Below are 12,984 nucleotides of genomic sequence, written 5' to 3' on the forward strand. Positions count from 1 at the left end.
CGGCCCCACTCCGCCGTCTGATGGGGCTTGGAGGCGCGCTACCGCCATGACCTCTTTCCTGGCGCCAGGGACTTGATCATGCTGGCGGCACGGCCTCCCGCGTCAGCCGTCACAATCCCGCCATGTCCTTGTTCCGTCTGCTTTTCCGCTGGTTCCTGCTGCTCGTCGGCGCCGTCATCGGCCTGGGCTTCTTCCTGTTCGCCGTGCTGGCCTTCGTGCTCATCCTGCTGGCCAGCCTGTTGACGGGCCGCAAGCCCAACCTGCAGTTCCGCGTGAACCAGAATCCGTGGGCGAGGCGCCGCCCGGCGTCTCAGGCCGAGGCGGGCGATGTCGTCGACATCGAGGCCCGCGAGGTCAAGGAGCCGGCGCCCTTGCCCTTGCAGCCTCCCCGCCACTGAGGGCAGGCGCCTTCAGCTCCACCGCGCCGTACCAGGTCTTGGCCGACGCGCGGCTGTTGTCGCTGTCGGTCATGACGGCCATCGACATCAGCGGCCCCGGCTCCTCGCCGAAGGCGAGCCGGAAGTCGGCGGCCAGGTCGCGCTGGTGGTCGCGCCAGCGGCGCAGCTCGGCCGGGCCGGAGTCGACGACGATCTTGCGGATGCGGTCGCTGCGCGGGTTGATGACGACGGTACCCACCGGCAGCTTGCTGTCCCACACGTACATCAGCGTCGCGTAGGGCGGCGCCTCGCCGGTCAGCGCCTGCGCCAGATCGAACTTCATGCGCGTCTTCAGCGGCAGCCTGGCGATGTCGCCGCCGAAGCCGAAGATGACGCGGGCAACGGCGTCCTCATGGTCGACGTCGGATACGTTGGCGCCGGGGATCAGACCCTGCGCCCACCACGAGAAGCGCACCTCGCCGACCTGCTCCAGCGACGGCTCCAGCCGCTTGCGCCAGATGCTGGCCGAGCGGTCGGACGAGGCCTCCAGCGCGCGGCGGCCGTCCTTCTCGGTCCAGCGGTACAGCGTGGCCTTCTTGCCGGGCAACGCCAGCGGCTGCCAGCCCTCGGCGGTGGGTGGCGGCGGGGCGGGGGGCGTGGCGCAGGCCGTGAGCAGCAGGGCGGCGCAGAGGGTCAGAAAAGCGGTCTTCACCAGGACTTGCGTTGGAGTTCTTCGAGGATCTCGCCATATATGCGGTACCTGCTCGCGCTGATCAAGCCCTGATCGACCGCGGCGCGCACGCCGCAGCCGGGTTCGTGAATATGTGAACAGTTGGCGAAGCGGCAGTCGGCGTGCTCGCGCAGGTCGGGCATGAAGCGCCACAGGTCGGCGGCGGCGATCTGGCGCAGGCCGAATTCCTGGAAGCCGGGCGAGTCGATGAGCGCGGTCTGGCGCGTGTCATCGGTCCAGTACCACTGCGTCGTGGTGGTGGTGTGGCGGCCGGAGTTCAGCGCCTGCGAGATCTCGCCGACCTGGGCCTGCGCGTCCTTCACGAGCAAGTTGATCGCCGTGCTCTTGCCCGTGCCGCTGGGGCCCAGCACGAAGGTGCGCTGGTGGGCCAGCCACGGTTCCAGCGTGGTGCGGGAGCCCTCGCGGTCGGCCTTCAGCGCGACCTCGAACATCTTCAGGCCCATCGCGCGATAGGGGGCGAGGCGCTCGCGGGCTGAATCGGTGCCGGGCAGGTCGGTCTTGTTCAGCGCGATGGCCATGCGGATGCCGGCGGACTCGGCGGCGATCAGCGAGCGGGCCAGTTGCGATTCGCTGAAGACGGGCTCGACGGCGACGAGCACCAGCAACTGGTCCAGGTTGGCGGCGAAGCTCTTGGTCTTCCACTCGTCCTGGCGGAACAGCAGGTTGCGCCGCGGCTCGACGGCCTCGATGACGCCTTCGTCACCCGACTCGGCAAAGCGCACCTGGTCACCGACGACCGCGTCGCTCTTCTTGCCGCGCGGGTGGCAGACGAGGCGTTTGCCGTCGGTGTCCTCGACGATGTAGTGGCGGCCATGGCCGCGCACGACCAGGCCCAGGTCCAGGTTGCTGAAACGGCTCATGCAGCCGACGCTTCCGGCAGCGCGCTCACCTGCGCCGCACAGATCGCGTCGTTCAGCGTCAGCCCGCCGCGCGAATGGGTGGTGTAGCTGACGGTGCAGGCGTTGTAGCCCACCAGCATCTCCGGGTGGTGGTCCTGCGCATGGGCGATCTCGGCGACGGCGTCGACGAAGGCCATCACCTGGTAGAAGTTGTCGAAGCCGAAGCGGCGGCCGATGAGCTTGTTCTCCGCATCCGGCAGCCAGCCGGGCAGGGTGGCCAGCACGCGGGTGCGCGTGTCGGCGTCCAGCAGCGGGGCCTTGGGGTCACATTGGGCAAGCAGCAGGTCGTTCATGAGGCGAGGGCGGCCAGGCGCTCGGCGGCCGGCGGGTGGGAGTAGTAGAAGCGGGCGTAGACCGGATCGGGCGTCAGCGTGCCGGCGTTGTCCTCGTGCAGCTTCAGCAGCGCGGAGGACAGGTCGGCACCACTGGCCTGCGCGCGGGCGTAGGCATCGGCCTGGAACTCGTCGCGGCGCGAGAAGTGGCTGGCCAGCGGCGTCACGAAGAAGCCGAACACCGGCCCGGCCAGCATGAACAGCAGCAGCGCGAGCGCGTCGTTGGGCGCGCTCAAGCTCGGCTGCACGCCCAGGCCCAGGTAGAAGGCAGGCTGTTGCGCCAGCCAGCCCAGCAGCGCAAAGCCGGCCAGGCTCATCGCGAACGCCAGCGCGATGCGCTTGGTGATGTGCCGGTGCTTGAAGTGGCCCAGCTCGTGCGCGAGCACGGCCTCCACCTCGCCGCCGTTGAGTTTGGCCAGCAGCGTGTCGAAGAACACCACGCGCTTGGCCGGGCCGAAGCCGCTGAAGTAGGCGTTGCCGTGCGCCGAGCGCAGGCTGCCGTCCATGACGAACAAGCCCTTGGATGCGAAGCCGCACTTGGCCATCAGCCGCTCGACGCGTTCCTTCAGCGCCTCGTCGGCCAGCGGTTCGAACTTGTTGAACAGCGGCGCGATGACGTAGGGAAAGATCACCATCACCAGCAGCTGGAAGCCCATCCACGCGCCCCAGGCCCACAGCCACCAGCGCGGGCCCATCGCGCCCATCAGCCAGACGATGAGCGCCACGATGGGCAGGCCCAGCACCAGCGCCAGCCCCACGCCCTTGAGCAGATCGGTGACGTACAGCCGCAGCGTCATGCGGTTGAAGCCGAAGGCCTGCTCGATGCGGAAGGTGGACCACAGCTCCCACGGCAGGTCCAGCAGCGAGCTCAGCAGCGCGAACGCGGCGATCAGCCCCAGCTGGTAGCCCATGGGCTGCCAGTCGGCGGGCAGCGCGCGGCTGGCGTCCAGCACCCAGCCGTTCAGCGCGTCCAGCCCGCCCAGCAGCGTCCAGCCCAGCAGCAGCGCCGCGTTGAAGGCCAGCGACAGCAGGCCGAAGCGGGCACGGGCGACGGTGTAGTCGGCGGCTTTCTGGTGCGCCGACAGCGTGACGCTGCCCGCAAACGCCGCTGGCACCTGGCCGCGGTGCGCCGCCACATGGCGGACCTGCCGCGACGACAGCCAGAACTTGACGAGCGTGGAGGCCGCGAGCGCGAGCGCGAACGCGGCGGACAACATCAGGGGAGACATGGGCAAATTTTAGGCTGCGAGAATTCCGCGACTTTTGAAAGCCACGCCATGTCCGACACCCTCACCCCCAGCGACAACAACCTGATCTGGATCGACCTCGAAATGACGGGTCTGTACCCGGACACCGACCGCATCATCGAGATCGCCGTCGTCGTCACCGACGCCAACCTCGACAAGCGCGTCGAAGGCCCGGTCTTCGCCGTGCACCAGAGCGACGAGACGCTGGACAAGATGGACGCCTGGAACAAGGGCACCCACGGCAAGAGCGGCCTCATCGACCGCGTGAAGGCCTCCACCGTTTCCGAGGCCGAGGCCGCCGCACAGACCATCGCCTTCCTGAAGCAGTACGTCGGCAAGGGCAAGAGCCCCATGTGCGGCAACAGCATCTGCCAGGACCGCCGCTTCCTCGCCAACTACATGCCCGAGCTCGAGAGCTTCTTCCACTACCGCAACCTGGACGTGTCGACGCTGAAGGAGCTGGCCAAGCGCTGGAAGCCGTCGGCGCTGGAAGGCTTCAAGAAGGCGCAGGCGCACACGGCGCTGGCGGACATCCACGAGTCCATCGAGGAGCTGGCGCATTACCGCACGACGTTCCTGAACCTGGCCTGATCGGCCCGCAGGACGCTTGCTCCACGCCGCCTTCGACTTCCCCCGCCACCCGCTGGCCCGCGAGGACGGGGAGCGCCTGCGCGGCGGCTGGGCCACGCCGCCCGCGCGATGGCTTCGGGCGACGCGGCTCGACGAGGTTCGTGCCGTCATCGCAGAAGCCGAAGCCGCGGCGCGGGCGGGCGCCTGGGTGCTGGGCGGCCTGCGCTACGAGGCGGCGGCAGCCTTCGACGCCGTGCTGGCGACGCGTGCCGCCACTGCGCCGCTGGCCGAGTTCGCCGTCTACGACACGGCGCCCGAGCCCTGGCCTGAAGGTGAGGGCGCCTGGACCGGTCTGCTGGGCTGGGCTGATGGGGAGCCTGATGCGGCGCCGGCCATCGAGCGCATCCGCGACTACATCCGCGCCGGCGACTGCTACCAGGTCAACCTGACGACGCGGCTGCGCGCCGCGGCTCCCGATCTGGACCCGGCGCAGCTCTTCCTCGCGCTGCACGCCAGCCAGCCGGGCGGCTTCAGCCTGTTCCTGCGCGAGGCGGGCGCGGCCAGCGTGTCGCCCGAGCTGTTCTTCGACTGGCGCCCCGTGCCCGGCGCCAAGGCCAGCTGGCTGCTGGCGGCCCAGCCCATGAAAGGCACGGCGCCGCGCGGTCGCGACCGCGTCGACGACGAGGCCGCGCAGGCGCATCTGCGCACCAGCGAGAAGGAGCGGGCCGAGAACCTGATGATCGTGGACCTGCTGCGCAACGACCTCAGCCGCGTGGCGCAGCTGGGCACGGTGCGCGTGCCGCGGCTGTTCGAGCTGCATGCGCTGCCCACCGTCTGGCAGATGACGTCCACCGTCACGGCCGTCAGCCGTGCCGGGCTGACGCTGGCGGACGCGTTCGCGGCGCTGTTCCCGTGCGGCTCCGTGACCGGTGCGCCCAAGGTGCGGGCGATGCAGGTCATCCGTGAGCTGGAACCCACGGCGCGCGGCTGGTACTGCGGCGCGCTGGGGCTGATCCAGCCCGGCGGCGTGGCGACGTTCAACGTGCCCATCCGCACCGTCGAGTTCCGCGACGGCGCGCTGACCTGCGGCCTGGGCAGCGCCATCACGCTGGACAGCGAGCCGGCCGCCGAGATCGCCGAGTGGCGCGCCAAGTCGCGCTTCCTGGCCCGCGCCGAGGCGCCGGTCGAGGCGCTGGAAACACTGCGGCTGGAGAACGGCGTCCCCCTGCGCGGCGACGCGCACCTGGCCCGCATGCAGCGCACGGCGCGGCACTTCGGCCTGCGTTTCTCGCTGGCGGAGGCACGTGCCTACCTGAAGGCGGTGGCCGACGCGCAGCCCGAAGGCAGCTGGCGGCTGCGCCTGACCTGCGATGCCGAGGGCCGGCTGCAGCACGCGCTGTTCGCCTTCACGCCCACGGCCGAGCCGGTGCGCCTGGCGCTGGCCGACCGGCCCATGCCCACGCGCGGCCCGCGCGCCGAATACCTGGCCCACAAGACGACGCGCCGCGAGCTGTACGCCGTCGACAAGCCCGCCGACGCGTTCGACGTCATGCTGTGGAACGAAGCCGGCGAGCTGACCGAGTGCAGCTTCGGCAACCTCGCCGTGCAGCTCGACAGCCAGTGGCTGACGCCACCGCTGGACAGCGGCCTGCTGCCTGGCGTGCTGCGCGCCGAACTGCTGGCGCAGGGGCGCATCAAGGAGGCGCGCCTGACGCGCGACGACCTGGCCCGCGCCGAAGGCCTGGCCTTCTTCAACAGCCTGCGGGGTTGGTTGACTGCGATTTGGTGAAAACCCTGATCGGTGCTACAGTCGCGGCTTCGCCTGGGGGCAACCCAGGTGTTCCACGTCTCCTCTGACCTCGTTCGATCAATCGCATTCACGCGGGCATCGGACTCCGAACACGGATCGGTCGGCGGCGATGAAGCCGTCGCTTTGACTGACTGTTCCCCGCGCCGCACCCGGGCTGCTGTAACAAGCCCGAGCCGCACGACGCGAGCTGATCTATCTCCCAGCGACTTATGTGATTCCGAAGAGCCTGACGCTCCTCGGCGCTGCGCGTTTGCTCGTGCGGCGTGACTCTGAACGAAAGAACGAACGATGAGTTTCGAGACCCTGGGCCTGAGCCCCGCCGTGCTGCAAGCCGTCAAGGATTCCGGCTACGAGAACGCCACCGACGTGCAGGCGCAAGCCATCCCCGCCGCCATCGCGAACAAGGACCTGATGGTCTCGTCGCGCACCGGCTCGGGCAAGACCGCCGCCTTCATCCTGCCGGCGCTGGAAAAGATCCTCGCCGCCCGCGGCGACAACACCAAGCGCCGTGAGAAGGGCGTCATCTACGGCCCCAAGATCCTGGTGCTGGCCCCGACGCGTGAGCTGGCCATGCAGGTCAGCAAGGCCGCGCAGACCTACGGCCGCTTCATCCCGGGCCTGAAGGTCGCGACGGTGCTGGGTGGCATGCCTTACCCGCTGCAGATCCGCCAGCTGACCGGTCCGCTGGACATCCTCATTGCCACGCCGGGTCGCCTGATCGACCACATCAACTCCGGCAAGTGCGTGCTGAGCAATGTCGAGATGCTGGTGCTGGACGAAGCCGACCGCATGCTGGACATGGGCTTCATCGACGACATCAACATGATCGCCGGCAACACGCCCGCCGAGCGTCAGACCGTGATGTTCAGCGCCACGTTCGCCGGCCACGTGGGCCGACTGGCGCAGCAGCTGCTGAAGGAGCCGGTGCGCATCGAGGTGGCCAGCCACACCGACACGCACGAGAACATCGAGCAGCGCCTGCACTGGGCCGACAACCCCCACCACAAGGACCAGCTGCTGGAGTCCATCCTGGCTGCGCCGGAGCTGGACCAGGCGGTCGTCTTCACCAGCACGCAGCGCGACGCCGACTGGCTGGCCGAGCGCCTGGCCGAGATCGGCCATGCCGTGGCGCCTCTGCACGGCGCCATGCCGCAAGGCAAGCGCAACCGCGTGCTGATGGGCCTGCGCCGCGGTGACCTGAAGGTGCTGGTCGCCACCGACGTGGCCGCCCGCGGCATCGACGTGCCGACGATCAGCCACGTCATCAACTACGGCCTGCCGATGAAGGCGGAGGACTACGTCCACCGCATCGGCCGCACCGGCCGTGCCGGTCGCCAGGGCCTGGCGATCACGCTGGGCCTGCGCGAGGACGTGTCGATGATCCGCCGCATCCAGCAGTTCACGACGCAGACGATTCCCGTGTCGCAGATCGCCGGCCTGGAGCCCAAGACGCAGGAACCGCGCATCTTCCCGCCGCGCCCGGCAGGTTCGTTCGACGACCGTGGCCCGCGTGGCCACTTCGGCGGCGGCCGTCCCGGCTTCGGCAACAAGAGCTTCCGTCGCGACGACAACGGCCATGGCGGCCGCCCGCACCATGGTGGTGGCAAGCCCTTCGGCCATGGCGGCGGCGATCGTGGCTTCCAGCCGCGTGACGACCGGGGTTTCCAACCGCGCCAGGACGGCTTCCAGCCGCGTGGCGATGAGCGTGGCTTTGCTCCGCGTGAAGACCGTGGCTTCCAGCCCCGCGAAGACCGTGGTTTCCAGCCGCGCGGTGATTTCCAGCCCCGTGACGACCGTGGCTTCCAGCCGCGTGGTGACCGCCCCTTCCACGGTGGTGGCAAGCCGGCGTTCGGCGGCAAGCCCAGCTTCGGTGGTGGCGGTGACCGCCCGTCCTTCGGTGGCGAGCGCCGCGGCCCGGGCGGCCCGCGCAAGGGTGGCTTCGGCCGCTGATCTTTGATGAGTCGCGTGCATCTGCACGCGATGACTCCAGTCGACCTCGACGCCGTACTGGCGCTGCAACAGCGCTGCTACGGCGTCGACTTTTTGGAGCGTCGCGACGCCTTCGCCGCCAAGCTGGCCGTGACCGACGGCCTGGATTGCTGCTGGATCGCCCGTCGGGATGACGGCGAGCCGCTGGCCTACGCGGTCAGCCTGCCGGTCTGCGAAGACACGCTGCCGGCGCTGGATGCGCCGCGCTGCGAGCGGCCCGTACAACCCACGCTGCTGTACCTGCACGACATGGCCGTGGCGCCCGAGGCGCGCTCGCTGGGCCTGGCGTCACGCCTGCTGGCGCGGCTGAAGGAGCGCGCGCTGGCGCTGCACCTGCCGCAGATGGGCCTGGTGGCCGTGCAGGGTTCGGTGCCGTACTGGCAGCGCCAGGGGTTTGCCGAGCCGGCCGCGCTGGCGCCGGCGTTGCGGGCCAAGCTGGCCAGCTTCGGCGCCGATGCGCGTTTCCTGCTTCAGTCCTTCAGGTAGGGCTTGAGCCAGCGCATCTGCGGCTTGTCCTTGCCGCCTTCGGGCTCCAGCGACAGGAAGTAGTCGCCCCAGGTCGGGCCGCCGGCCCACCACAGCCAGCCGGTCCAGACGTCTGCGTTGGCCTGCAGATGCTTCAGCGCACCGGCCACGGCCTGCTCGCAGACGGCGTTGGCGCCGCCGCCCAGTTCGCCCAGCAGCGCGCGGCGCTTGTTGGCCTTCAGCCAGGCGGTGAAGCGCTGCAGCCGCTTGACGCCGATGGTGGGGCTGACGCATTCGGCGTTGGTGCCCGAGCCGTCCTTGTCGAAGTACTGGTGCACCTCGAACACCATGTTGTCGAGCGGGTCCTTCACGCGGCCCATGACGTCGGCGTTGGGCGTGCCGTACCAGGTGCTTTCAAACCAGCTCCAGGCGCCCGTGTAGCCGTTGCCCGGCAGCGTGATGAGGTTCTTCGCGCCGGTTTTGCGGATGGCGTCGACCGCGGCCTGCGCGGCGTCCGCCCACGTCTCGGTCGGCATGTTGCGCGGCTCGTTGACGAGGCCGAACTGCACGCGGGCGTTGTCCTTGAACTGCAGTGCCAGCCGGCGCCAGAAGTCGGCGAAGGCCGCGTGGGGCACCTCGGGGCGGCCGATGTGGATGTTTTTGTAGGCGGCGTAGTTGTGCGGGTCCAGCAGCACGTGCAGGCCGCGGGCGGTCGTGCCGTCGACGAACTCGCGCAGCCGGGCCAGCTCGGCCGCGTCCAGTTCGCCCATCAGCTGCGGCTGCAGGCGCTCCCAGCGGAAGCCCACGCGCATCAGGTTCATGCCCTGGGCCTGGTAGTAGGCGGTGCTGGCGACGCCGGGGTAGACGTAGTCCTTGCCGTAGACGCCGGGGAAGGGCAGCTTCTCCCCCCATTCGGCGCTTGACAGGCTGATGCCGCGCCATTCCAGCGGTGCGGTGTGGGCGGCGGCCGCAGCGGCGAGCAGTGTGGTGGCGAGCAGGCGTTTCATGCGGTGGCCTTGGGCGGAGGTTGAATGCCGAGGGCGGCCAGCACGTCCTGGCAGGCGCCCATCGTGTGGTAGTCGGTCTTGCCGGCGGGGCTCTTCTCGTCGGTGAGCTTGGCGTTGTCAGGCCCGAGGATGCGGTACCAGGCGCCGTGCTCGTGGTCGACGAAGTGCTGCCACGCGTAGGCCCAGAGCCGGTCGTACCACTGCCAGTAGCCGTCGTCGCCGGTGCGCACGGCCAGCCACGCGGCGGCGGCCAGGCTCTCGGCCTGGACCCAGAAGTACTTGTCGCCGTCGCACACGTCGCCATTCGGCGCGAAGCCGTAGACCAGGCCGCCATGCGCGGTGTCCCAGCCGCGCTGCATGGCGGTGTCGAAGAAGTGACGGGCCGTCGGCACCAGCCACTCGGGGGCGGCGTCGCCCAGGCGGCGGTCCAGCATCAGCAGCAGCTTGGCCCACTCGGTGAGGTGGCCGGTCTGGAAGCCCCAGGGCCGGAAGATGTTGGTCTTGTCGTCGCGGTTGTAGTCCCAGTCGGGCGTCCAGTCGGTGCGGTAGTGCTCCCAGACCAGGCCGCCGGCGAGCGACGCCTGGCGCTGCGCGATGGAGGTCGCCAGCGTCAGCGCACGGGCCAGGTAGCGCGCCTCGCCGGTGGCGGCGTGCGCGGCCAGCATGGCTTCGCAGGAGTGCATGTTGGCGTTCTGGCCGCGGTAAGGGCCGACCTGCCAGTCGGGCGTGGCCTCGTCGGCGTAGAGGCCGTGGGCGGGCTCCCAGAAGCGGCGCTCCATCAGCTCGAACGTGGCGGCGATGCCTTCGCGCGCGCCGGGCACGCCAGCCTCGGCCGCGTGCGCGTTGGCCAGCAGCACGAAGGCCAGGCCGTAGCAGTGGTTGGTGCCGTCGGTGACGGTGGCGCGGCCGTCGTGCCAGTCCAGCACCCAGGCGTAGCCGCCCTGGGGTTGCGCGTGCGCCGCGTTGACGAAGGCCAGCGCGTGCGCCACGTCGCCCACCGGGCCGCCGAACCAGCGCCACGCCAGCGCATGGTTGAAGACAAAGCGCGTGCTGCTGACGAGGTGGCGGGTGCGGCGGTCGTAGACGGTGCCGTCGTCCTTGAAGAACTGGAAGCAGCCGCCGGTGTCGTCCTTGACGCGCGGCGCGTAGAAGGCCAGCGTGTGGCGCATGTGGGCCCACAGCGCGTCGGGGCGGCGCATGTCGGGAACGGTCATTTCAGCACCTCGGTGTTCAGGAAACGGGTTAGCTCATCGGCCATCTGCGCATGCACGTCGATGCGCGGGTGGGCCCAGGCGAAGGCGTCGAAGCGGTAGCTCCAGACCTTGGCGTCGCCCTCGGCGCGCAGCGTCTTCACGGCCTGCGCCACGGCCTGCGGGATGGCCGGCTGCTCGCGTGGCGCGGACATGCCGCCCATCAGCAGCACGATCTTCGCGGCCGGGTAGCGGCCACGCAGCTGGCGCACGAAGGCGAGGTAGCGCGGCGCGAAGTCCGCCGCGATGGGCTGCCCCTTGGAGGCGGGGAAGCCGTGGTCGTTCTGGCCCAGGTTCAGCAGCACGACGTCCGGCGCGGGCGTCTCGGGCGGAGCTTTCGCCGCGTCCTTGCGCGGTGCGAAGCGGTCCCACACGTCGGGCATCAGCAGGTCGTGCCAGGTGGCCGTGATGCCGATGCCGCTGACGGCGATGCCGATGTAGTTGGCGCCCAGCCGCTCGGCCGTCACGGCACCGTAGGCGCGCGTGCCGTCATGGGGGTAGAGGTCCTCGTACTGGTCATCGGCGACGTCGCCGTTGCAGGCGCCGGCGGTGATGGAATCGCCGAAGAAGGCCAGCGTCAGCGGGCGTGCGGGCGGCGGGGCCAGCAGCTGGCCGCCGTCGGCCAGGCGCAGGCCGTGCAGCGACGCCTCGGCCATCGAGCCCTCGGTGCGCTTGACGAGGCGCAGCGTGTGTTCGCCGTCGGCCAGCGGCTCGCGCAGCCGCCACACCGAGAGCGTCTGGCCGGGCACGGCCAGCGGGTGAACGCGGCCATCGATCTCGACGGTGAAATGGCTGCTGCCCCAGTGCGTGGACGAGAACTCCAGGCTCAGCGCGCGGCCGGTGAAGCGCGCGCGCAGCTCGCTGCCGCTCCAGGCCATCAGCTTGGACGAGGGCAGGGCGCCCGGCCCGACGCGGCCGACCCAGCGCAGCCGGGCCTCGTCGGCCGGGATGAGGCCCATGCGGTTGGTGGGCGGCTCGCGCACGAAGTCGCTGGGCCGCAAGTCCTTGGGATAGAGGCCCGCCGTCATGACAGCCAGGAAGCTCGCCGGCCGGCCGCTGCCGGCCCATTCATCGCGCTTCACGCGCAGCTGCAGCAGGTGGGCGGTGGGCTCCAGCCCGCGGCCGACGACGCTGTAGTGCCAGCCCAGGTAGCCCTGGCGCTCCGGCACCTGGCCGCGCAGCGTGACCCAGGGGCCGTCGTCCACGCGGGCCTCGAGGTTGCGGTAGAGCGCGCTTTCGGCGTGGAAGACGGCCACCTCGCTGCCGTAGACGAGGAAGCGCGCCTCGGCGTCGTCGGCCGTCGTCGTCCAGCCGGGCTGCTGGCCGGGCCACTCGGGGTGCACCTCGCCGCCGCGCGCGAAGCCTTGCGACTGGTAGGGCTTGAGCGTGTCGCCCGTCAGCAGCCGCGTGAACTCATGGGTGCGGCCGTGGAGCGGGGCAGGCAGCGGCGTGGCGACGGCGGTGGCATGGCTGGCGCCGCGCAGCGTTTCGGCCAGTGCGAGCGCGATGCGCTGGTGGCCCGTGGCGTTGGGGTGCACGGGCTCGTCGTACAGCGTGGCCCAGCGGTCGGCGCCGGCGTCGACGCGGGCCTGCATCCAGCGGCCGAAGTCCAGCGCCGTCAGGCCGTAGTGGGCGGCGAGCTGCAACTGCAGGTCGGTGGCGTCGCGCGGCTGGTTGCCCTGCTGCGTGAGGCCCAGCACGACGACGGCGGGCGCCTTCTTCGCCGTCAGCAGCCGCCGCAGGATGGCTTCATAGCTGCTGCCGCGCACGGCGGGGTCCAGCCACTGGTCGTTGACGCCGAACTCGACGATGACGAGGTCGGGCTGCGCGTCCAGCACCTGGGCCTGCAGGCGCTGCACGGCGGCGGCCGAGTCGGTGCCGCTGACGCCGGCGTTCACCAGCTTCACCTTCGGGCCCAGCGACCTGGCCAGCAGCGCGGCCCAGCCGCGTTCGCGCGGTGGCTGGGCGGCGTAGCCCGTCGTGATGGAGCCGCCGACGGTGGCCAGCGTGATGGCGTCGCCGGCCTCCAGCCGGCGCATGACGGCCTGCAGCCGCTCGTCCGCGGCGGCCTGCCCGGCGGTGGGCAGCATCAGGGACAAAGCCAATCCGAATCCTTTCAGCCAGTTCATGTCAGCCCTTGGTTGTGCCTGCCGGGCCGCCCGCGGCAAGCCTACGCGGGCGGGCCGGTGGCTGCGTCTCGAAGTCGCCCGCGACGGCGGGGCTTGGACGGCGGGGCGGGAGCGTGGCCGGTGAGGTCACGTTGTCTCTATTTGTTTACTAAACGTTT

12 protein-coding genes are annotated in these 12,984 nt (G+C 70.4%); 5 read left to right on the plus strand and 7 right to left on the minus strand.

The features are described from left to right. The first annotated feature begins 122 nt into the window (after positions 1–122). The gene (locus AC1Q7O_RS24080; RefSeq protein ID WP_492661444.1) at positions 123–398 is read left to right on the plus strand and encodes a hypothetical protein; all 276 of its coding nucleotides are present in this window, start codon (positions 123–125) and stop codon (positions 396–398) included. Here AC1Q7O_RS24080 and AC1Q7O_RS24085 read toward each other — a convergent pair. Genes AC1Q7O_RS24085 through AC1Q7O_RS24100 form a run of 4 tightly spaced genes read right to left on the minus strand, consistent with a single transcriptional unit; the run spans position 355 to position 3,588 of the window. Further along, entirely contained in the window at positions 355–1,089 is a 735-nt protein-coding gene (locus tag AC1Q7O_RS24085) for a DUF3047 domain-containing protein (protein ID WP_492661443.1), read from the minus strand. The genes AC1Q7O_RS24080 and AC1Q7O_RS24085 overlap by 44 nt on opposite strands. Then, positions 1,086–2,030 carry a ribosome small subunit-dependent GTPase A gene (gene rsgA / locus AC1Q7O_RS24090; protein WP_492661488.1) on the minus strand — a complete coding sequence of 315 codons (945 nt, stop codon included), beginning with the start codon at positions 2,028–2,030 and terminating at the stop codon, positions 1,086–1,088. The genes AC1Q7O_RS24085 and rsgA overlap by 4 nt, the downstream gene beginning before the upstream one ends. Continuing rightward, on the minus strand, positions 1,985–2,320 hold the full coding sequence (locus tag AC1Q7O_RS24095; protein ID WP_492661442.1) for a 4a-hydroxytetrahydrobiopterin dehydratase: 336 nt from the start codon (positions 2,318–2,320) through the stop codon (positions 1,985–1,987). The genes rsgA and AC1Q7O_RS24095 overlap by 46 nt, the downstream gene beginning before the upstream one ends. Continuing rightward, on the minus strand, positions 2,317–3,588 hold the full coding sequence (locus tag AC1Q7O_RS24100; protein WP_492661441.1) for a M48 family metallopeptidase: 1,272 nt from the start codon (positions 3,586–3,588) through the stop codon (positions 2,317–2,319). The genes AC1Q7O_RS24095 and AC1Q7O_RS24100 overlap by 4 nt, the downstream gene beginning before the upstream one ends. Positions 3,589–3,636: 48 nt before the next feature. On the opposite strand from AC1Q7O_RS24100, the gene orn reads away from it, so the two are divergent. From orn to AC1Q7O_RS24120, 4 genes are all read left to right on the plus strand, one after another. Beyond that, positions 3,637–4,197 carry an oligoribonuclease gene (orn, locus tag AC1Q7O_RS24105; RefSeq protein WP_492661440.1) on the plus strand — a complete coding sequence of 187 codons (561 nt, stop codon included), beginning with the start codon at positions 3,637–3,639 and terminating at the stop codon, positions 4,195–4,197. Between the two features lie 16 nt (positions 4,198–4,213). Beyond that, complete coding sequence (locus AC1Q7O_RS24110; protein WP_492661439.1) at positions 4,214–5,965, plus strand: bifunctional chorismate-binding protein/class IV aminotransferase; 1,752 nt, start codon at positions 4,214–4,216, stop codon at positions 5,963–5,965. A gap of 309 nt (positions 5,966–6,274) precedes the next feature. Beyond that, positions 6,275–7,936: a DEAD/DEAH box helicase gene (locus AC1Q7O_RS24115; RefSeq protein ID WP_492661438.1), complete on the plus strand. Its 1,662-nt coding sequence runs from the start codon at positions 6,275–6,277 to the stop codon at positions 7,934–7,936. 30 nt (positions 7,937–7,966) lie between these two features. Further along, the gene (locus tag AC1Q7O_RS24120; RefSeq protein ID WP_492661437.1) at positions 7,967–8,461 is read left to right on the plus strand and encodes a GNAT family N-acetyltransferase; all 495 of its coding nucleotides are present in this window, start codon (positions 7,967–7,969) and stop codon (positions 8,459–8,461) included. Here the strand turns inward: AC1Q7O_RS24120 and AC1Q7O_RS24125 are convergent. The 3 genes from AC1Q7O_RS24125 to AC1Q7O_RS24135 are packed head-to-tail and all read right to left on the minus strand — an operon-like array spanning position 8,446 to position 12,802. Then, positions 8,446–9,447, minus strand: a complete 1,002-nt coding sequence (locus AC1Q7O_RS24125) for a glycoside hydrolase family 5 protein (RefSeq protein ID WP_492661436.1) — start codon at positions 9,445–9,447, stop codon at positions 8,446–8,448. The genes AC1Q7O_RS24120 and AC1Q7O_RS24125 overlap by 16 nt on opposite strands. Beyond that, entirely contained in the window at positions 9,444–10,661 is a 1,218-nt protein-coding gene (locus tag AC1Q7O_RS24130) for an AGE family epimerase/isomerase (RefSeq protein WP_492661435.1), read from the minus strand. The genes AC1Q7O_RS24125 and AC1Q7O_RS24130 overlap by 4 nt, the downstream gene beginning before the upstream one ends. Next, entirely contained in the window at positions 10,658–12,802 is a 2,145-nt protein-coding gene (locus tag AC1Q7O_RS24135; RefSeq protein ID WP_492662756.1) for a GDSL-type esterase/lipase family protein, read from the minus strand. Before AC1Q7O_RS24135 ends, AC1Q7O_RS24130 begins: the two co-directional genes overlap by 4 nt. Positions 12,803–12,984: the final 182 nt, after the last annotated feature.

This window comes from Roseateles sp. GW823-FHT07B05, assembly GCF_058794515.1.

Coding starts and splice junctions, on each gene's coding strand:
- AC1Q7O_RS24080 (WP_492661444.1), top strand. CDS start 123: ATGTCCTTGTTCCGTCTGCTTTTCCGCTGGTTCCTGCTGCTCGTCGGC.
- AC1Q7O_RS24095 (WP_492661442.1), bottom strand. CDS start 2,320: ATGAACGACCTGCTGCTTGCCCAATGTGACCCCAAGGCCCCGCTGCTG.
- AC1Q7O_RS24100 (WP_492661441.1), bottom strand. CDS start 3,588: ATGTCTCCCCTGATGTTGTCCGCCGCGTTCGCGCTCGCGCTCGCGGCC.
- orn (WP_492661440.1), top strand. CDS start 3,637: ATGTCCGACACCCTCACCCCCAGCGACAACAACCTGATCTGGATCGAC.
- AC1Q7O_RS24115 (WP_492661438.1), top strand. CDS start 6,275: ATGAGTTTCGAGACCCTGGGCCTGAGCCCCGCCGTGCTGCAAGCCGTC.
- AC1Q7O_RS24120 (WP_492661437.1), top strand. CDS start 7,967: ATGACTCCAGTCGACCTCGACGCCGTACTGGCGCTGCAACAGCGCTGC.
- AC1Q7O_RS24125 (WP_492661436.1), bottom strand. CDS start 9,447: ATGAAACGCCTGCTCGCCACCACACTGCTCGCCGCTGCGGCCGCCGCC.
- AC1Q7O_RS24130 (WP_492661435.1), bottom strand. CDS start 10,661: ATGACCGTTCCCGACATGCGCCGCCCCGACGCGCTGTGGGCCCACATG.